Genomic DNA, 19,520 nt, shown 5'->3' with positions numbered 1-19,520 from the left:
GCCATAAAAAGCTCTTTGTAAGCCTTTTATGGCGTTTTATTCGTTATAGATGATATTTTATATGGATGATGCTTAATTGCGCTCAAAAGCGCTTATATGGCCTTAAAAACAGCGGTCACACATTAGGTATGCTCTTATGCTAGATTTACGGACAGATTTTCTTATGCCCTGTAAACTAATAGCATAGGAGCATTTTTTAATATGATTCGATACAAAAAAGAATTTAAGCAGTCTCCTGTTGAGATGCACAATCAAGGCCGTTCATATACTGATCTATCCACTGAATACGGACCTTCGGTCGACTCAATCCGTAACTGGGTCAAGTTGTACGCGGTCCACGAAGTAGACGGCGAAAAATGGACGCAAGCTGATGTCAGCTTAACCACAAAAAAATAAATTGGGATAGTATCGGTATCTATCTCAACTTATTCTGAGTGCGTATATATTCCTCATCGTAATCATCTTAATCAAAAATTATGATCAATATTCAAGATAAGGAAATTTTAATTACAACTACAGCTATAGTTACACCTGTAGTTGTAGTTGTAATTAAAATATTTAACCAAAATCAATTTGATCTAACATAGTCTCACGACTAGCTTGATCCAGTCCAAGATAAGTAAGCGCCTGTTTTTCGCATGGTGTGTGTGCCTAGCATAGGTTGATACCTAATAGATCACCGACACGTGACAAGACCCGGGTTGACCCCAGAGCATAAGGCAGAAAATCCAGTAGCGAACGGTTTTTGTTCGTTACTGGATTTTTTGTCTTATGTGGCCGGGGTCAGGGTCGTCGGAGCGTATTTCAGAAGCCGAAGGGTGCTCAAAATAGCATAACTGATCAACTATACACATTCCAAAAAAGTCACTCACCCATCACATCTTCCGCCAGACCTTCAGCATAATCAGCATCGCCACAATCAAGGCGACAGAAATCCCCAAAGTCAGCATCCAAGCATATTGCATCCCGGCTAACGGGAGTTTCTTCACGTTCATCCCATAGAATCCGGTAATGATTGTTGGTACAGCCATGGTCAGTGACCAAATTGTCAAAAATTTCATTGTATCGTTCAGGTTGTTATTAGCAAGGCTGTTGAAGGTATGATCGATTCGGTCAACGACTTGAGTTTCAATCTCAAACATCCGTTGGACCTGTTCTCCTTCAATTTGCACGTCTTCGAATAAATCAATTTTATCTTGGTCAGCACCGACACCAAAATGGGTCTTTGGCAAACGAGCGAGTTCACTGAGATTGGTTTGGACCGCGCTGGACAAAAAGGTCAACGTCTGTTGAAGATATGAAAGTGAAACCAAGTCACTGTTCTTCGTCTTCTGGTTCAACATTTTATCCAAATAGTTGCGTTTCTTGGTAATGGCGCGAGAAATTGGGATAAAGCTGTCAACAACTGTAAACAGTGTTTCCAGAATAAATGCATCGACGCTCTTAACCTCGGGATTATCCAATGCCGAGTAAAGTGCCGTGTTGACTTCAGATATGTCGCTTTGATTAAACGTGAATAAAACGCCCTTATGGAGCAACATGCCAAATGGCTGGGTAATGTATCTCAGCGCATCTTTGTCGAGGGCATACGGCGCCAGAAAGATGAATAATTGGTCGTCCTCATTGATATCATAAACATAATTAGTACTTTCATCATTATCAGTGACGTACTCAATAATATCTTCATCGATGCCATACTGATCTTCGAGGGTTGCCCGTTCTTCGGCATTGATTTGAATCGTTTCAATCCATTTGGTTCCATTGATTGTCTTTTCGGGTTTGATCATTTAGTAGTTCCCCTGTTAGTTATTAACCTCTATTTTAGACTAAAAGAAAAGAAGCTGCAGACAAATCTTTAAATTGTCAACGACTCCCAACCAACTAAATGAACGTTCAATGAGCCACCGTTGGGGGATAACCGAAAATTGGTGTAACTCATTTCTTTTAACGACGATTACCTTGGCTGACGTTAAACTGCTAATCTCATTAGCAAAATTTTGTCCGGTATAACCACTATCAACCATCATGGTTCGAACCAATTTAAACTGCTCTAAATTAAGGGTAACGAGTGCAATCGCCCCGTCACGATCAGTGATGTTTGTCGGGACCGCTCATATCAAGTGTTTCAGCCGTTTTATTAGCAAAATTCTTTTTAATATACACGTCTTTGGCTGTAACTTCTAAATCTGCTAAATAAAGTTTGTTAGGTAGGTTTCGTTTTTTCTTTGGGTTAAATCCTTGCTTGATTTGAAATAATAGTCCTGCTATATATGATCCATTATACCATTTAACAAAAAAACAACCCCTGCTATCTACTAGTTAGATAACAGGGATTGTTTTAATAGTCTTTTTGAGGGGTCATTAATTAAAATCACCCCACTATAACAATGACGTATGTTCTTGATTTATACGACATTTGACCCCCTCCCAATCAAAATTTTATCCGTGCTATACTAAAGCTTGTCAGATACATTCTGTGCGTACACCTCCATATCCTAAGGAGGTAGACAGATGGATAAAACATCTAAAAAGAAGGAAATTAGTCAAATGTTGGCTGGTTTAATTGGTGCGGTAATTTTTGCCGTACTAAAGGACATCATCGTTAGTGCTATCAAGGCACTTGGTAAGATGGTGTTTGACATGTGGCGTAACCGTCACAAGTAGGCTTCATAGCTTAACCTTCTGTATGCACGCACAAAAAAAGACTTAAGCTCCTAACTTTGACGGGTTTGAGCTTAAGTCTATGTGTGATGTACACAGAGCTATTTCGAATGTTGTAGTGTACCTATCAGAATAATCTGACAGAGAACCACTTGGGAGGCCTAATTCCCAGGTGGTTCTTTCTTTATGCTCTTATTGTATCACAGTTATATATATAACTCACCTTACTTATCCATCGTGTCAACAATATGCTCAGTTGTATCAGTCATGATGACTTCTACACCTATACCACTCAGTGGTTTACATAATCTCAATTATACTGAGTTGCCCAATCACCAAGGGCTCATGACACTTTGCTCAGTTATCCAATTTCACAAAGTCAGCTCAGTCCATCTAAGACACTGCACAAGCGTCCTCTGGGGCCAAATTTCACAATCTATACCACTCAGTCCTCATAAAGCTTATGGGTGCTCTGTGCCAGCATGATTGTGTGATTTTATTTTTTTCCCTTGGTTAGTTCCTTGAATGTTGCGACTGATAAAATTACGGATATAATAACCGCCCAACTGGGACCGGCGTCACTGGATTATAGTAGTAGTTTTTTATGTCATTCCATTGAGCAATAAGAAGCAGCCACGCCACGGTATATGCTAGAAATTTCATTATATTCTCCTTGTTGTATTGTCTATTTATTAGAAAATAGTTTCTTACCCGAACAACCGTGACCAAAACCCACGCTTAGGCTCATCTGAATCAATCTGTAGCTGTGATTGCGCCTGTAGCCGTTGAGACTGGTCAGCAAGCTGTGCAAATTTATCAGCATATGCCTTAGCATCTTCAAGTGCTTCAATGTACTTAGTGTTCAACGTATCACGCTCCTCAGATACACCAATAAGCTCCTTCTCAAGACGTTCCTTGTCGTTCTGTACTGATAGACGTTCACGCTCGATACGTTCTTTATCTTTTGTGATACGATCATTCTCCGCTATTAAACGTTCTACCTCCGCTTGAACACGTGCCAATTCCTTAGCTTGTTGAGCGTTCGATGATACAGAACCAATACTTTGGTCAATCGTCAAAGCTTGATAGTCATCTTCCGTTATACCTTTGTCGGACAAACTTTCAATATCAATCGACAACCGCCCAGCACGCCTGTACAGCGTTGCTCTTGTTATACCAATCTCTTTGGCCAACTGAGCCTTTGAATCAAATTTCCGCATGAGTACACCTCCGTATGATACACAGTCCACTTTATAATCCAATCATAACACCGAGGAACGGTTATCAATACAGTACAGGGTGAAATATGTGTCAAAATTTTATAACTGAATGGTCGTTCTGTTAAACGTATCCTGTTAATCAATTATCTGTATCATAACATCAGGTGTATCGTCTTACCCGAATAGGGGTTCTGCTATGATTGTACAAAAAAAGCATTCCAGAATGGTGCTCTAGAATGCCTTCTCAAGGAAATTACTGGCTACGCAATGCTATTGTACCCTCATGTGTCTGATATCGCTACGGTGAACTCCTAAGGGCTGTCTTGGATTGGCTATCGCAACGATTTAACTGCTGGGATCGGGTAAACGCTATCCACCACGCACGCTGTACAAGTTCGATAATGTGAAGCCGGATTCAGTGGAATCACGCACGTTAGGGTAGCAATCGGCACTTGGTAAGTCTCAGCCGGCAGGCCTTAATCAATTGATTTCATCAATAAAACCATTGAAAAACCAAACCAAATCAGCCACTTTGAGCGCTTGTCATGCTCCGGAGATACAGTTGTCCCCTGTGATTGAGAAATAAGTTAAAAAATAACTTACTTCTGTTAGGACAACTGCTTGAATAGCCACTTCTCACGAAGCCACGACCATCGAAACTCATCTCGTTGATTCAGTACCTTACTACCACAGCTCTGACATTCCTCTGTGTTGCCGTTTCCGACTGGTTGTACTGCCTTACATGCCTCTGCCGTCAAATGCCCTTATAGAGCCTCTGACAGCCTTTTAGCCACCCTGTCTGTTACCGGTAAGTAACTTCTGTTTTCACCATATCCTTGTCGGACTTAGGCTTTGCCATTTGGCTTGGACGTATCAAAGACCGCTTCACGCCCCACACCCCTTAGTGATGGAGATTACACCACGCTTGGGCACCTTTTTGAATCATCGGGGTCAGTGTTCCCCGCCATTTCTGGATAACCTGATAACGATCAGTCTGCACCGTTGCCAGATGATTCCATAAGTACAAAAAAGGATTCCATACGTTACGTGCCTTTCAATCAACACGCTTGTACGGAATCCTCTTGGTAAGTCCTGACTTTTTATGTCCTGTTTGGAGCTTACCTACTTGATTCAACTTCTGAATATGGTATACTGAGTATACGAATTAGGAAGTTAAAAAACGTGTCAAATGAGTTACGGTCATCTGGCACAGCTTGTAATTGGAACGCCAATTCCTATTACTCGCCTTTCTGATATTTAATTGATGTGTTAATCATATCAATTAAGCGGTTTCAAGTCAAGATTGCCTCGTGCTATCAAGGTTTGGGACAATAAACAGTATTTACTACTCCATAGTAACGCTGAACATATATTGAAGTCGGTTATGTGTCCTCCAAAGACGATAACTGGCTTTTTTATTGCTCTGAAACGCACTGAGAGGTCAAAGTTGCACCGCTTAGTGGGTAATCCATCGCAGAAGGCGCTTATATGACGCCGTAATAGCACAAAAAAAAGACCCTATGGTTAACCGGATTATTTCCATCCCGCCATAGGGTCTTTTTATTTATTCTGCAAAACTAGCTTGCAACCAAACTGGTTCCTGGTCAATTTTGGGGTTCAGGCACGATGGCAGAACGTGTTTATTTCACTGCCTATATTGATGTATATAGTGGTGAGGTTCTCACTTGGAATATCGATCTTCATCCAACTGTCGAGTTCGTCACAAAGCCATTAGATGAGCTTCTACAAAATAGGCCAGAATCGAGTTATCGAATGACAATTCACTCTGACCAAGGTTTCCAATATCAAAATTATGAGTATGTATCACTGTTGAAGACTAACCGTGTGTTCCAAAGCATGAGTCGCAAAGCGACATGCCTAGATAACGCAATGGCTGAAAGTATCTTCCACATCTTGAAGGTAGGAACGGTGCATAACAACCACTATCAAAGTTATGACGAATTAAAATCCTCCATAACTAACTATGTCTATTACTACAACAACAAGCGGATGGAAACAAAACTGGCCGGAAAAACTCCGGTTCAATACCGAAATCTTTCCGACCAGTTAGCCGCTTAAACTTCACTCCAATTTTTGGGGTTCAGTTCACCTGGTTATAAATCAGGTCGGCCTGTTTTATTTCTTTAAGATATCTGCGACACGTTTTTGTAGTGCGGGCACGACGTCCGTTTCAAACCACGGATTCTTGGCAAGCCAGATGTTGTTGAGTGGTGATGGGTGCGCCAACGGCAAATACCGTGACCCAAAATCCGCGAATCGATGTACCACACTGGTTAACGATTCACTCGCTTTGATTGGCAAATAATGCTGTTGCGCATATTTTCCGACTAGCAAAATCAATTCGACATCCGGCATCGTATCAAGTAGTCGTTGGTGCCATTCACCCGCCACAAATTTGCGTGGTGGTAAATCACCCCTCTTTCCCTTGCCTGGAAAATAGAAATCCATCGGTAGCACACCAATTAAGCCAGAGTCATAGAAGGTTGTCCGGTCGATACCCATCCACTCGCGTAATCGATCACCACTTTTATCATTGAACAAAATCCCGGTTTGCTCAACAACTGCGCCCGGTGCTTGGCCAATAATCAATATTTTCACGGTTGGTGCAATCATATAAATCGGCTCAAGTCCGCGCGCTGTAAATGACGCATTACGTGAATCAGCCATTATTTCCTGTTTTAAATCCACAACCATTACCTCCAAAAAAATCGGTACTACATCAATTATAGTACCGATTCATATTAACCCTGCTCTTATGCTAGATTTACGGACAGATTTTCCTCTACGCTGTAAACTAATAGCATAGGAGCATTTTCACAAATATCACAAATGCAAAATTTATTAGATCAGCAACAACGGCTAGCCTTACAGGACAAACAACTGCTCGAAGAATACAAGGCAGAAATTAAGGACTTGAAAGCCTTAACGATGGCACCGCATGATGATGGTGAAAAAGAAGTGACGTCAGACAAACAACCGGAACCTGAAAATAGCACCCCGGAGTCACAACCTAAACCTAAAAAGTGGTGGCGTTTTGGTAAATAGTTACAACGGTTCTGTTGCAAAGTTTTAGGTAAAGAATAAAATCCCTTACGGTATCTATGATGTAAGCTGGGATTCCCAATAATACCTTGATTTCAGTACAGACCGAAAACCCGAAGAGAGTGCCTTCTTTTCGGGTTTTCTTATATAATCCTCGAATGGCTTCCATGCCTTTAATCGTGGTAGAGGCAGTGCGTAAACTTCGATAGAATTTATTGCGTTTCTTTACTGGACGATGGTCTTGTTCAATCAAATTATTCAGGTATTTAATGGTATGATGTTCTGTCCCTTGATAAAAGCCGTATTTTTTTAGTTTCTTAAAGGCACTTGTAATAGAGGGGGATTTATCTGTGACTACAACCTTCGGTTCATCAAACTGCTTCACTAACCGCTTAAGAAAAGCATAGGCTGCTTGTGTGTCCCGTTTTTTACGTAACCAAATATCCAAGGTTAAACCATCTGCATCGATGGCTCGATACAAGTAATGCCATTTTCCTTTAATTTTGATGTACGTTTCATCCATTTTCCATGAATAAAAGGATTTTTTATTTTTCCAAATTTGATAGAGTAGTTTGCCATATTCTTGCACCCAACGATAAATCGTCGTATGAGAAACGTTAATGCCACGATCATATAATATTTCTTGAATTTCACGATAGCTAAGGTTATAACGAAGATAGTAGCCCACGGCTACAATAATTACATCCTACTGGAATTGCTTTCCTTTAAAAGGATTCATCGTCATTGCTCCTGCTATTTTTTCTATTATGCTACCTTATTTGATAGTAGATTTAAAACTTTGCAACAGAACCATTTTCTGCCATGATATAAAATCCTAATCCTATAAACACAATTGGAATAACCCATCGGCCGTATTTCTCAAGTGTTTCAGAAACATATCTAACTCTTGCTAGACGATAGCCGATTAAACACCAAACCGCAACCATTATAAAGAAAGTAACAACTGTAATGACCAGTTGGTTGTTATTTAAAGTAGAAAAGAATGGAACATAAATTCCAATATTGTCTCCACCATTGGCAAATGTGATAAATGCTACACTTAAATAGAACTTATTAAATTTATTTAAACTAGAAAGAATAGCACCTTCATCTTCATCTTCACCCTTTATAAACAGTTTAACTCCTAAATAGATCGGGATTAGTCCTAATAAGCCCACCCATTGATCAGGAATGAGTGTTACTCCAAATGTAGCTAAAAGACTGATTAAAACTAAAAGTGCAAAACCAAGATATTGACCAATGACTATATCTTTAGGATAAATACGATTTCCCTTCACCGTTCGTCCATTACTTGCTTTAGCTTGTGAACTTGCCTGAGAGAACAGCAACATCAAGACAAAAATGTCATCGATATTGGTTACTATAAAAGACCCTAAAGCAGAGAGAATGGTTAAAATTAAATTCATAAAAAAATTCCTTTTTAAATTGCTCTATAAACGGAATAATAGATATTTAGTTATGTTAGTTTGTTACACATTCTATTATTCTACCTTATTTGATAGTAGATCTAAAACTTTGCAACAGAACCAATTGGACTATTTTTATTCAGTTACTTAGGCAACATTTGAGATACGATTTCGATTATAAAAATTGATATACCAACCAATGGCTGCTTGGAAGACTGACATATTAGCCTCGATATCATCGAATAACTAAATACAGAAAAATACAATAAATATTATCAAACTAGGGACTATACTAGAAAACATCAGTACACTCCTTAACTCAGGGTTTATAATTACATAGAAAACCTTGATACTTATACACCTGTGTTGATGGAAGAATTGCATTTAAGTTTATGGTGTTATACAAATTAAAATTATAGGTGGTTTAGAATGAAAAAAATTTATTTTTTATGTACAGGAAATTCTTGTCGCAGTCAAATGGCTGAAGGATATGCAAAAAAAATACTGCCGGCAAATGAGTTTCAAATCGAGAGTGCAGGTATTGAAACTCATGGGTTAAATCTAAATGCTGTTAAAGTTATGGCTGAAGATGGAGTGGATATTAGTAGCCACTACTCTAAATTAATTGATCTAAATTATTTGAACACTTCAGATTTAGTTATTACTTTATGTGGTGATGCCAAGGATAAATGTCCTATGCTTCCCCCTCAAACCAAGAGTTTACACTGGCCTTTATCTGACCCAGCGCAAGCCACAGGAACTTTAGAAGAACAACTACAAGAATTCCGTAAGGTTCGTGACGAAATTAAAAAATTAGTTACAAGTTTGAATAACTACGTTCATTAATAAAAAACGCCATATAGTGCCGCAGTAAAACAGTCCAATTAATTTATTGACTTCTAAGGAAAATACCAGGGCTTTGGTTATGAGCTAGATATGTGACTAGGCACTCACTAAAATGCCCTTCCATTCAGGGGCTATAATTATAGGATGACTCCTAAATCTAAAAAGACAAGGCCCATTAATTTATTAACTAATAATATTGAATTTCAATTTCATAGGAAAACTGGTAAACTATTCAACAAAATAGTTGAAAAGGTGGGGAGAAAATGTTTGAACAAGCAGTTAACTACAAAAATGGACTATATGAAGAACTGTCTAAAATTGGTAAGGGGCTAAGCAGTGATCGACGATTAGAAATTCTTGATCTTTTAACTCAAGCACCCAAATCAGTTGAAACTATTGCCAACGGGGTCGGAATAAGTGTAGCTAACGCCTCACGCCATCTACAAATATTGAAGGACAGTCATCTGGTTAAAACAAAACGAAAAGGCAATCATATTATTTATAGCCTTAGTTCTCCCAAAATTAGTGATCTTGTGCACCTATTAACCGACATTGGCAACAGTGAACTTTCAGATATAAAAACAATTCAGGATAAATCAGACGCTCAAGATAACGTTAAAACCATTTCGTTAAAGCAAGCTCAAGAAGAATACAAAAATTGCTTTGTCCTTGATGTACGACCTTCTGATGAATATGCAGCAGGCCACATACAATCGGCAATTAATGTCCCATTGGAAACATTAAAAGAATCAATGCCCAAATTACCTAAAGATCAAAAAATTATTGTTTATTGCCGTGGAAGACTATGTGCTAATTCCAACATTGCCACACAGATCTTAAATAGAAATGGTTTTGACGCAGTTAGTTTAAATTCAAGTTACTATTATTGGAATAAAATAACAGAATAAACAGTTTAAGCACGATTTAGTCATTTATTGATTAAATCGTGCTTTTATATTGACTTACAAAAAGTACGTGATATTATTAAACTATTCAAGCAAACAATTGAATAATTGAAAGTCAATGACATAACTTATCTACTATTTTGCTGCGTGATGGAAAAATAGTTGAAAAAATTACCCGTTTTATTGATCAATCACAATTAACAACTTTAATTAAATATTACCTATAAAGGAGCGACTCTTATGGTTAAGAACTTAACTGACAAAGACTTTGTGAAAGAAACTAGTACCGGCGTTACATTAACTGATTTTTGGGCTACTTGGTGTCCTCCATGTCGAATGCAAGGACCGATTATTGAACAACTTGATAAAGAAATTGGCGATAAAGTCAAAATCACTAAAATGGACGTAGATGCAAATCAAGAAACACCAATGGAATTTGGAATTATGTCTATTCCAACCTTAATTATCAAAAAAGATGGCCAAGTGGTTGATAAGCTGGTTGGCCTCCAAAGTAAGGACCAACTTAAAACCGTTCTTGCTCAATATACTAATTAGGTTAAGAGGGGAGAAGCTAAATGGAACAACTATCAGTAATGAATAAAAAAGAATTTGATAAAAAACTGAAGAATGGAAAATATATTTTAGTTTTTATAGCTTCTTGGTGCCCTGATTGTAGCTTTATCAAGCCTCATCTACCAGAAATTGAACAAGAATTCAAAGATTACACTTTCATCAGTGTCGATCGTGATGAGAATACCGAATTGGCTCAAGAACTAAATATCTTTGGTATTCCAAGCTTCGTTATTTTTAGAGATGGTCAAGAAATCGGAAGACTTGTCAATAAAGATCGGAAGACTAAAGAAGAAGTCGAAAACTTCATTACCAACACTATTAACTAATGAAGAGTTTTTTAACTATTCTTGGCGGTATGGGGACGTTAGCAACTGAAAGTTATGTCCGACTCCTTAATAAGAAAACTGAAACCCATAAAGACCAAGACCATTTAGATTATATAGTGGTTAACCATTATTGATGCACAAGAAGTCATTGTTAATCGTTCATTGGATAAGGGATTAGCGTTACGTGACGACTAATAAGTAGATTGGATTGAAATTTAATGAGGAAATATGATGTAGTAGTGATTGGGGCCGGTCCTGGTGGAATGACCGCTGCCTTATATGCAGCACGAGCTAATTTAAATGTAGCAATGCTTGATCGCGGTATTTATGGTGGACAAATGAACAACACCGATGACATTGAAAACTACCCTGGTTTTACAACAATTAAGGGTCCTGAACTTGGTGAGAAAATGTATCAAGGAACCGTTAAGGCCGGAGTGAATTTTGTATATGGTGATGTCCAAAACGTTACCGTTGATGATCAACAAATGAAGCATATTCAAACCGATAGTGACGAGTTAGTAGCAAGCGCAGTAATTATTGCAACAGGATCTAATAATCGAAAATTAGGTGTACCAGGTGAAGAAAAGTTCTCCGGAAAAGGGGTTTCTTACTGTGCAGTATGTGATGGTTCTTTCTTTAAAGGAAAGAATGTTACTGTAGTTGGCGGTGGTGATTCAGCAATTTCTGAAGGATTGTACTTAGCTAATGTCACTGATGGAGTTAATGTCATTCATCGTCGCGATCAGTTACGGGCACAAAAGGTATTACAAAATCGTGCTTTTGATAACGATAAGATAGATTTCACTTGGAATACTAGTGTGACAGAGATTTTAGGTGATGAAAATCATGTTACTGGAGTAAAAATCCATAACAATCAGGTCGGTGATGATACAACTCTAGACACTGATGGAGTTTTCGTTTATGTCGGTAACTTTCCAAATAGCCAAATTTTCAATAATTTAAATATTACCGATCAAGCTGGTTGGATTATAACTAACGATCAAATGGAAACAACAATTCCTGGAATCTATGCAATTGGTGATGTCCGGCAAAAGCAACTGCGGCAAATTACAACTGCGGTTGGCGATGGTGGTATTGCTGGGCAAAACGCCTTTGAATATTTCGAAGCCATAAAGCATCGGCAAACGGTTAAAGATTAAAGAGAGGAAAATTACTTTATGGAAATCAAATATTGGTCAGACATTGCTTGCCCCTTTTGTTATATCGGTTCTAACCGAATGAAACGAGCAATGAAGGAAATTGGTATTTATGACACAACTGAATTAGAGTTCAAATCATTCGAGCTTAACCCTGCAACACCAAAGGAAACCGATGAAGGATACATTAATCACTTCACTCAGGGAAATAAGGCAATGGAGCCACAGGCCAAAAAGCAAATGGCTTACATCGAACAAATGGCGCATAACGATGGTCTACCAATGGATCTTGACAGTGTAGTACCTACAAATACTATGGATGCGCACCGGATTATTAAATTCGCAGAAGCTAAAAATGATCCTGATTTGACTGAACGAGTAATTAGACGCTTCTACCAAGTTTACTTTAGTGATGGTCAATCGATTTCTGACCATGATGTGCTATTAAATGCGGCAATGGAAGCTGGGCTTGCTAAAGACGAAGTAGAAAAAGTGCTTAATTCTAACCAATATCATCAAGCTGTGGTCAATGACGAGGCAGAGGCTCAACAATCCGGTATTCATGCTGCACCTTTTTTTGTAATCAATAATAAGTATGCAATTAGTGGTGCCCAACCATATGAAGTCTTTGTTAAAGCCTTAAAGCGAGTTCAAGAAGAAGAAAATTAGGAGGAATTTACGATGGCCGAAGATAAGCCACAATTTAATACAATATTTGGCGATAATAATGATGCTGCTGTATGTGGGCCAGACGGTTGTACTATCGCTGAACATCAAAAGCAAACTGAGGATAAGAAGAAAACAAAATAAATGGAGGGAAGCTATAAATGAAGTTTGACTACGTTGTTATTGGCAGTGGGCCATCAGTTTATCGTTTCCTATTGGGAATGCAGAATAGCGGAAAGAAAATAGCGGTTGTTGAAAAGAATCGGTTTGGCGGAATTTGCCCTAACGAAGGCTGCGAACCCAAGATTTTCTTAGAAGGAGCAGCACGAGCAACCTTAACTTCAATGCGTTTGCAAGGTAAGGGAATTACTCAACCAGCTAAGCTTGACTGGAAAGAACTTATTCAGCAAAAGAATAAGGCTATGGCGTCATTCCTAAATAATATGCAAAGTATGTATGAAGGCCTGGGTGCGACTACCATCAAGGGTGAAGCATCATTTGTTGATCAACATACCATTGAAGTTAATAATAAAAAAATCACTGCTGATAATTTTGTAATCGCAACCGGAAAAAAGCCGCATCCTCTTAACATTCCTGGCCACGAGTACCTACTTACTAGTACTAACCTTTTTGAACTCGAAGATACTCCAAAGAACGTCGCAATTATCGGAAGTGGTTACGTTGGTATGGAATTTGCTACATTGTTGTCTGCTGCCGGGGTTAAAGTAACAGTTATTGTCCGATCCGGCCAACCACTAGAGGGATTTTACAGCCAACACGTTCATCAGTTAGTTGATGAAATGAAAAACTCACTTGGTATTAATTTTATATTTAACACAAATGTTACAGCTGTTACCGAAGCACAAACTGGCTATGAGGTTCAATCAGCTAACGGCAACCTTGGCACTTTTGATAAAGTTATTAATGCCAGTGGTAGAGTTCCTGAAATTAATGCATTGAAACTTGATAATGCTGGTGTAGAGTACAGCAACCGCGGAATTAAAGTTGATAAATATTTGACCACATCAGCAAATAACATTTACGCAATGGGCGATATTGTTGATAAAACCGCACCAGCATTAACCTCTACGGCACAGTTTGAAGCAGACTACTTAAGTGCCTTACTTACTAATAAAACAACTGAACCTCTTAGGTACCCAGTAATTGGAACCGTTACGTTCACATTCCCCCAACTCGCTCAAGCTGGAATTAGTATTGATAAAGCAAAGGAAGACAGTAATTATTCAATTAAAGATATTGATATTACTCAAGGTGACTTTTTTTATGCTGGAACAGATGATCACGCACGATTATCATTAGTCTTTGACAAGCAAAATCATCTCGTGGGCGCTGCTGAAATTAGCCAAACAGCAGTAGATGATATCAATGCACTAATTCCTGTTATGGCAATTGATGTTGATCCAGAGGTTTGGAAAGAAAAGATGATAATGGCTTTCCCTGGTTTAGCATATAAAATTAGAACATTAATTTAACAACAAGAGGGTCTATTTTTACATAATGACCCCTCGAAAAGACTATTAAAACAGCCCCCATTATCTGACTAGTAGATAATGGGGGCTGTTTTTTTGTTTAATGTTATAATAGATCTTAAAATGCTGGACTGAATTGAATGGTCAAACGTTGGTTTGTTGCTTGGGCGATCTCAGATAGTATTTTTGTTGAAGCATTCATCGAACCATTTTCAATGCGTGCAATCGTTGATTGTGGTTTACCAATCAAATTGGCAAATTCACGTTGGCTCAATCCCATATTTGCACGAAGGTCACGAACTTTCACTGCTACCTCTAAATTAATATTTTCTTGCTCAACAATTTTTGCAAATTCAGGATTTTTTTTACTACGTTCAGCAACGTATGCATCAAGTTTACTCATTGATTTTCCTCCTTATTCAAATACTGACTGCGTCTATTCCGAGCGATTTGCTTTTCATTTTCAGGTGTCTTTTGCGTTTTTTTCGTGAAAGCGTTAGTAATAATGTATTGACTACCTTTGACTTGAAAGTAAAGAGCCCTTTGAATGTTTGAAGATCGTTTAGAACGAATTTCATAGAGATTATTTTCTAGCTTTTTTACCCATAATTGTCTTTCCGCCACTAAGAGGCCATTATTTTCAATATTTTGAATGGTTGCAATTAATTTAGCAGCATCTTTATCAGGTAATTGATCTAAGAACTGTTCAAATTCATCCCAATCGTAATAATCAAACTCAAATTTTTCCATAACAACATGATAGCAGATGCGCTATCATCAATCAAATTATTAACTTTAAAGGAGTAGCTAATGGTGCAACAAATTGTCCTCCCCATCAAAGACTCCAACGTCTTAAAAATGGTGCAAGACACCTTATTAGATAGTTTTCGGGCGGGTCGCCGCAACTACACTATCTTTCAAGTTGGCAAAGCCACTCTACTGCGGGTGAGTGATGTGATGACGTTAAAGAAATCTGATGTCTATAATCCCGATGGGTCTGTTAAAAACACGGCCTTTATTCATGATAAAAAGACTGGCAAAGCGAACACGTTATATTTAAAGCCAGTGCAACAAGACTTGCTGCAATATCATGATTGGCTAGTCCAACAGAATATCAATTCGGATTGGTTATTTCCCTCAACGTCCCATCCAGATCGACATATCACAAAGAAGCAGTTTTATAAGGTGATGGCACGTGTTGGTGACCTATTAGGAATTAACTATCTGGGCACACACACCATGCGTAAAACAGGTGCCTATCGCGTTTATACGCAATCAAACTATAATATTGGTTTAGTCATGCACTTATTGAATCATTCGAGCGAGGCTATGACGCTTACTTATCTCGGGTTAGATCAAGCAAGTCGAGAAACAATGTTAGATCAAATTGATTTTGGGTAATAACGCCAACTAATCTCCCTGAATTAGCCCGTATTTGTTCATTTTGACGCCACTATGGAGGTATTTTTAATGACTAGGATTACTAAGGCACGATTAGACAACATCATTACACGTTGCCACCATCCGAGGTAATTGGTGCCCCATTGTCTGAAACTGCAACTAAAGGGTTGCTAGGTAATACTTTTTGAGTCATAATTTTAGACGCTCCAATTTTTGAGTATTTGGTTTGTTTTTCACTAACAAAATATCATAACAAAGAGCTCCTATGGTTTTCACCCAACGGGTGAAAACGCAAAACCCGCTGAAACGGTATTAACTTGCTGTTTCAGCGGGTTTTTGTTTGTCTTGATTAATAATCCGGGTATTAAGTTCTACACCATCTCACTTTTCTCGACCATAGAGCGTTTTTCTAGATATCCCCGAACAGATTTACTCACCTGTTTGGGGTTTTCTTTACAAAAAAGTGTTTTTTGTCAGCAGGCGTGTTGGTAACCACTAAAAGTAACTCCCTAAGGACACCATTTTCGATGACGTAATATAACATATCGTTCCTTATAAAATACATAGAATTGGCTTTTAGTATCTTTATAGATGAAGGTTGAACATACACAAGGCATATTAGTTTGTATATTTTGAAAATGGTGATATTCTCTAAGCAAGAAACTTATACAGAAAGTTTCAATCTTTATATTTCAGGGGGGATATATCATGATTTGGTCACTAATTGTTGGTGCTGTAATTGGAGCGGTAGCTGGAGCTATTACAAATCGTGGAGAGTCAATGGGATGGATCAGTAATATTTTAGCTGGTTTGATTGGTTCTTCAATTGGACAAGGTGTTTTGGGACATTGGGGCCCTAGCTTAGCTGGAATGGCAATTTTCCCATCAATTATTGGAGCAGTTATTTTAGTTTTGATTGTGTCTGCAATTTTTGGTATTAAGGCAAAAAAGTAGCATTATATTGTACTGAGGGGGCATGCTATGAAGAGATTGTACAAGGTGTTACTTGTTATTATTCTTCTAATTTACTTAGTTAGTATTTCTACGATAATCTGGCCCGATATAATTACCAAAATACTTTCATTTTTAGATCATATTAATTTACACAGTTCGCTAAGCGAACAAATGCTACTTAGATATAATGAGCTATTTATTCTAGGATTAACTAGTGTAATTTTAATTGTTGTAATTGCGTTGCCTCGGCAAAGAAAATCTATTTTGTTAATTAACTCAGGGAAAGGCACACTGTCGTTGGGAAATGAGGGGATCAACAGTTTTATTAAGACACAGTTATCCGGCGAAGGATTAAGTAATATTCAAGTCAATATCAAAAACACCAAACATATTAAGCGTTTCAACGTTACCGCTGATTCTGAATACAAAAAATCGATTATATCTGATTTACCACGAGTAGAAAAAAACTTAACTGATAGCTTGAGAAACTTACTATCTGGGGTTGATAAATCACCTATTCGAGTAAATATAAAGGTAAATCAATCTAATAAGCGTAATAATAAAGCATCGCGAGTTATTTAATTTTAGGAGTTTATCGAGTATGGATCGTAAACAGACAGTAGTTTCTTTAAGTAGCTTAATTGGTTTTGTAATTACTATTTTATTAATTCAATTTGGCTTTATAAAAACGATACTAGTAGTTTTTATAACTGGAATATTCGGTTTATTAGGCCTTTTGTTTGATAATAATCGTATCCAATTAAGGAAATTGTTACAGGACATTTTTAATAAATAATGCGGGGGATAAATTTATGACTACGGAAAATAAGACAGTAACACAGGAGACTGTAGCTCCTAAGGGACAATTGACGTTTGATGACAAAGTAATCCAAAAGATTGTTGGTTATGCAATTGAAAATGTATCAGGATTGCTAGGCGTAGATGGCGGCTTTGTAGCTAATATTAAGAATAAAATCGTTAATAGTGATAATCCAACTGATGGAATTAATGTAGAGGTTGGTAAAGAGCAAGTAGCTGTTGATTTGAATATTGTGATGGAGTTTGGCCATAACGCACATGATGTCTATAAAGAAATCAGTAAGGTTGTAGCAAAACAGATAGAAGAAGCAACAAGTCTTACTCTAGTGGAGCTGAATGTTGAAGTGATCGATATTCAGACAAAATCAGAATTTGAAGAATCACAAGTAACCATACAGGATCGTGTAACCGATGCTGGAAAATCAGTTCAAGATAAAGCCACGGCAGGAATTGATAAGGTGAAATCTGTTACCGATTCAGATGATGATCGAGTACAATAACTACACCTGTTATCTTAAGAGGGAAGAAGGCATTGATTAATGGTTAATACTATATTAAAAGTCGCTGCTGTAACATCACTTGTATTGGGTGGTATTGTTGTTGCAGCCACAGTTTTTACGGCAAAACAAATTGATAATGCTGGAGACAACTTAGGTAAAAAAATACACAATTAATTATATATAAAAAAGCTTCACCTTAATTAAAGGTGAATGAACTGAACCCCATGAGTTGTAGTAAATCTAACTCATGGGGTTTTCGTATGTTTTCAAAAGAAATTCAAATAGAAGCGGTTTCTCTGTATCTCAAAGGTGTACCGACCGTTATAATACGCAAGAAATTCGAAATTAAGGGATCAGGCACAACGTCAGTACGCGCTTATTTCACTGCATATATTGATGTTTATAGCGGCGAAATACTCACCTGGAATATTGATTTACATCCAACGGTAGAGTTCGTTACTAAGCCATTAGACTAACTACTACAAAATAGGCCAGACTTGAATTATCGAATGACAATTCACTCTGACCAAGGTTTCCAGTATCAAAATTATGAGTATGTATCACGGTTAAAGAATAACCGTGTGTTCCAGAGCATGAGTCGCAAAGCGACATGCCTAGATAACGCAATGGCCGAAAGTATCTTCCACATCGTAAAGATAGGAACGATACACAACAACCACTACCAAAGTTATGACGAACTGAAGTCCGCCATAACCAGCCATATGTCTATTACTACAACAATAAACGGATTTAAAACAAAACTGGCCGGAAAAACTCCGGTCCAATACCGAAATCTTTCCGACCAGTTAGCCGCTTAAACTTCACTCCAATTTTTGGTGTTCAGTTCATTTGCCTATTTAAGTGTCGCCTAGTTTCTTATCTATCGATAGATATTTTAATATCAAACGTTGGTCATTCTTAATTGTTAACCAATAAATTGACAAAAAAGCAGCTAAATTTTTACAAACTTAGCTGCTTATATCTTAGTTAAGATTAGCGTAACATTTAAGGATTGCTTGCCGATTAATCAAAATCAATCTGCTTTTTTATAATCTGCCGGTTCTGGCTTACCCTTAACTTCTTTCTGAGGGCTGAGTGAAATATCTTCTTCTTCATTCTTATCTTTTTTCGTACTATCTTTAGTCATAGTGGCCTCCCTGATTACCTAATACTGTATACTTGATACTTAATAAGTATAACAAAATAAACTCACAATATAAAATTTATATTAGAATTTTTATAATGAAATATTAATGGGGTTGTTATTAAGTCAGCACTAAATTAGTGCTAACTTAATAACAAAATAATGCAAGTGTGACTAATATGATTGCTAAATAATACAACATAGCTCATCAAAAAACACTATGGTTTACGTCTTTTTTGACTTTTTCACAAGTTAGAATGATAAAAAATAACCCGTAAGTATCAAGTTAACCTAACCTATAGTATAATTCTTAACATAAAATTTTAAGTACATGTACAAAAAAGCTAGTCACGCCCATTTGTTGG

At 37.6% G+C, this 19,520-nt stretch carries 24 protein-coding genes and 4 pseudogenes; 20 read left to right on the top strand and 8 right to left on the bottom strand.

Going from position 1 to position 19,520, the window contains the following annotated elements:
* Positions 1-201: 201 nt before the first annotated feature.
* On the top strand, positions 202-396 hold the full coding sequence (locus tag WEIDD23_RS11590; protein WP_062359065.1) for a helix-turn-helix domain-containing protein: 195 nt from the start codon (positions 202-204) through the stop codon (positions 394-396).
* 479 nt (positions 397-875) lie between these two features.
* On the opposite strand, the gene WEIDD23_RS11585 is transcribed toward WEIDD23_RS11590, so the two are convergent.
* On the bottom strand, positions 876-1,787 hold the full coding sequence (locus tag WEIDD23_RS11585) for a magnesium transporter CorA family protein (RefSeq protein WP_062359064.1): 912 nt from the start codon (positions 1,785-1,787) through the stop codon (positions 876-878).
* 68 nt (positions 1,788-1,855) lie between these two features.
* Positions 1,856-2,039 (bottom strand): annotated as a pseudogene (locus tag WEIDD23_RS15080) (transposase).
* A gap of 472 nt (positions 2,040-2,511) precedes the next feature.
* On the opposite strand from WEIDD23_RS15080, the gene WEIDD23_RS13235 reads away from it, so the two are divergent.
* The gene (locus tag WEIDD23_RS13235; protein ID WP_156469650.1) at positions 2,512-2,664 is read left to right on the top strand and encodes a hypothetical protein; all 153 of its coding nucleotides are present in this window, start codon (positions 2,512-2,514) and stop codon (positions 2,662-2,664) included.
* A gap of 704 nt (positions 2,665-3,368) precedes the next feature.
* Here the strand turns inward: WEIDD23_RS13235 and WEIDD23_RS11580 are convergent.
* Positions 3,369-3,881: a hypothetical protein gene (locus tag WEIDD23_RS11580; protein ID WP_062359063.1), complete on the bottom strand. Its 513-nt coding sequence runs from the start codon at positions 3,879-3,881 to the stop codon at positions 3,369-3,371.
* A 1,626-nt stretch (positions 3,882-5,507) separates the two neighbouring features.
* On the opposite strand from WEIDD23_RS11580, the gene WEIDD23_RS11575 reads away from it, so the two are divergent.
* Positions 5,508-5,960 (top strand): IS3 family transposase, encoded by a 453-nt coding sequence (locus tag WEIDD23_RS11575; protein ID WP_082778349.1) that lies wholly within the window; start codon positions 5,508-5,510, stop codon positions 5,958-5,960.
* 57 nt (positions 5,961-6,017) lie between these two features.
* On the opposite strand, the gene WEIDD23_RS11570 is transcribed toward WEIDD23_RS11575, so the two are convergent.
* Complete coding sequence (locus tag WEIDD23_RS11570) at positions 6,018-6,596, bottom strand: uracil-DNA glycosylase family protein (protein ID WP_062359062.1); 579 nt, start codon at positions 6,594-6,596, stop codon at positions 6,018-6,020.
* 120 nt (positions 6,597-6,716) lie between these two features.
* Here WEIDD23_RS11570 and WEIDD23_RS11565 point away from each other — a divergent pair.
* Positions 6,717-6,947 (top strand): annotated as a pseudogene (locus WEIDD23_RS11565) (DNA-binding protein); the annotation flags it as partial.
* Positions 6,948-7,011: 64 nt separating this feature from the next.
* Here the strand turns inward: WEIDD23_RS11565 and WEIDD23_RS11560 are convergent.
* A pseudogene (locus tag WEIDD23_RS11560) lies at positions 7,012-7,644 on the bottom strand (IS6 family transposase); the annotation flags it as partial.
* Positions 7,645-7,735: 91 nt separating this feature from the next.
* Positions 7,736-8,371 (bottom strand): CadD family cadmium resistance transporter, encoded by a 636-nt coding sequence (locus tag WEIDD23_RS11555; RefSeq protein WP_062359060.1) that lies wholly within the window; start codon positions 8,369-8,371, stop codon positions 7,736-7,738.
* Between the two features lie 429 nt (positions 8,372-8,800).
* Here WEIDD23_RS11555 and arsC point away from each other — a divergent pair, with 429 nt between their 5' ends.
* The 9 genes and pseudogenes from arsC to WEIDD23_RS11520 all read left to right on the top strand — a co-directional run bounded on the left by arsC (position 8,801) and on the right by WEIDD23_RS11520 (position 14,340).
* Positions 8,801-9,217 carry an arsenate reductase (thioredoxin) gene (gene arsC / locus WEIDD23_RS11550; RefSeq protein WP_010276791.1) on the top strand — a complete coding sequence of 139 codons (417 nt, stop codon included), beginning with the start codon at positions 8,801-8,803 and terminating at the stop codon, positions 9,215-9,217.
* Positions 9,218-9,480: 263 nt separating this feature from the next.
* A complete protein-coding gene (locus WEIDD23_RS11545) occupies positions 9,481-10,125 on the top strand; it encodes an ArsR/SmtB family transcription factor (RefSeq protein ID WP_062359059.1) in 645 nt (214 codons plus the stop codon).
* 237 nt (positions 10,126-10,362) lie between these two features.
* Positions 10,363-10,677 (top strand): thioredoxin, encoded by a 315-nt coding sequence (gene trxA / locus WEIDD23_RS11540; protein ID WP_006844824.1) that lies wholly within the window; start codon positions 10,363-10,365, stop codon positions 10,675-10,677.
* A gap of 20 nt (positions 10,678-10,697) precedes the next feature.
* Complete coding sequence (locus WEIDD23_RS11535) at positions 10,698-11,021, top strand: thioredoxin family protein (RefSeq protein WP_006844823.1); 324 nt, start codon at positions 10,698-10,700, stop codon at positions 11,019-11,021.
* Positions 11,021-11,149 (top strand): annotated as a pseudogene (locus WEIDD23_RS12875) (aspartate racemase); the annotation flags it as partial. The gene WEIDD23_RS11535 and the pseudogene WEIDD23_RS12875, both read left to right, overlap by 1 nt.
* Before the next feature lie 90 nt (positions 11,150-11,239).
* The gene (trxB, locus tag WEIDD23_RS11530) at positions 11,240-12,184 is read left to right on the top strand and encodes a thioredoxin-disulfide reductase (RefSeq protein WP_006844822.1); all 945 of its coding nucleotides are present in this window, start codon (positions 11,240-11,242) and stop codon (positions 12,182-12,184) included.
* Positions 12,185-12,202: 18 nt separating this feature from the next.
* On the top strand, positions 12,203-12,850 hold the full coding sequence (locus WEIDD23_RS11525) for a DsbA family oxidoreductase (protein WP_006844821.1): 648 nt from the start codon (positions 12,203-12,205) through the stop codon (positions 12,848-12,850).
* Between the two features lie 12 nt (positions 12,851-12,862).
* Entirely contained in the window at positions 12,863-12,991 is a 129-nt protein-coding gene (locus tag WEIDD23_RS15065) for a hypothetical protein (RefSeq protein ID WP_259324024.1), read from the top strand.
* A gap of 17 nt (positions 12,992-13,008) precedes the next feature.
* Positions 13,009-14,340 carry a dihydrolipoyl dehydrogenase family protein gene (locus WEIDD23_RS11520; RefSeq protein WP_006844819.1) on the top strand — a complete coding sequence of 444 codons (1,332 nt, stop codon included), beginning with the start codon at positions 13,009-13,011 and terminating at the stop codon, positions 14,338-14,340.
* A gap of 115 nt (positions 14,341-14,455) precedes the next feature.
* Here WEIDD23_RS11520 and WEIDD23_RS11515 read toward each other — a convergent pair whose 3' ends face one another.
* Entirely contained in the window at positions 14,456-14,740 is a 285-nt protein-coding gene (locus tag WEIDD23_RS11515; RefSeq protein WP_062359058.1) for a helix-turn-helix domain-containing protein, read from the bottom strand.
* Positions 14,737-15,087 (bottom strand): type II toxin-antitoxin system RelE/ParE family toxin, encoded by a 351-nt coding sequence (locus WEIDD23_RS11510; RefSeq protein ID WP_062359057.1) that lies wholly within the window; start codon positions 15,085-15,087, stop codon positions 14,737-14,739. Before WEIDD23_RS11510 ends, WEIDD23_RS11515 begins: the two co-directional genes overlap by 4 nt.
* 60 nt (positions 15,088-15,147) lie before the next feature.
* Between WEIDD23_RS11510 and WEIDD23_RS11505 the strand changes: the two genes are divergently transcribed.
* From WEIDD23_RS11505 to WEIDD23_RS12870, 7 genes are all read left to right on the top strand, one after another.
* Positions 15,148-15,738: a site-specific integrase gene (locus tag WEIDD23_RS11505; protein ID WP_010372435.1), complete on the top strand. Its 591-nt coding sequence runs from the start codon at positions 15,148-15,150 to the stop codon at positions 15,736-15,738.
* 708 nt (positions 15,739-16,446) lie between these two features.
* Entirely contained in the window at positions 16,447-16,692 is a 246-nt protein-coding gene (locus WEIDD23_RS11500) for a GlsB/YeaQ/YmgE family stress response membrane protein (RefSeq protein ID WP_043710992.1), read from the top strand.
* Between the two features lie 27 nt (positions 16,693-16,719).
* The gene (gene amaP / locus WEIDD23_RS11495) at positions 16,720-17,274 is read left to right on the top strand and encodes an alkaline shock response membrane anchor protein AmaP (RefSeq protein ID WP_062359056.1); all 555 of its coding nucleotides are present in this window, start codon (positions 16,720-16,722) and stop codon (positions 17,272-17,274) included.
* A gap of 19 nt (positions 17,275-17,293) precedes the next feature.
* The gene (locus tag WEIDD23_RS11490; RefSeq protein ID WP_062359055.1) at positions 17,294-17,488 is read left to right on the top strand and encodes a DUF2273 domain-containing protein; all 195 of its coding nucleotides are present in this window, start codon (positions 17,294-17,296) and stop codon (positions 17,486-17,488) included.
* Between the two features lie 16 nt (positions 17,489-17,504).
* Positions 17,505-18,011 (top strand): Asp23/Gls24 family envelope stress response protein, encoded by a 507-nt coding sequence (locus WEIDD23_RS11485; protein ID WP_062359054.1) that lies wholly within the window; start codon positions 17,505-17,507, stop codon positions 18,009-18,011.
* A gap of 39 nt (positions 18,012-18,050) precedes the next feature.
* A complete protein-coding gene (locus WEIDD23_RS15060; protein ID WP_259347668.1) occupies positions 18,051-18,185 on the top strand; it encodes a hypothetical protein in 135 nt (44 codons plus the stop codon).
* An 86-nt stretch (positions 18,186-18,271) separates the two neighbouring features.
* Positions 18,272-18,487, top strand: a complete 216-nt coding sequence (locus WEIDD23_RS12870; protein ID WP_082778348.1) for a hypothetical protein — start codon at positions 18,272-18,274, stop codon at positions 18,485-18,487.
* The last annotated feature ends 1,033 nt before the right edge of the window (positions 18,488-19,520 follow it).

The organism is Weissella sp. DD23 (assembly GCF_001579105.1).
Classification (GTDB): Bacteria; Bacillota; Bacilli; order Lactobacillales; family Lactobacillaceae; genus Weissella; species Weissella cibaria.
The sequence above is the reverse complement of the archived record's forward strand: the minus strand, read 5'-3'. Positions and strand labels throughout refer to the sequence as shown.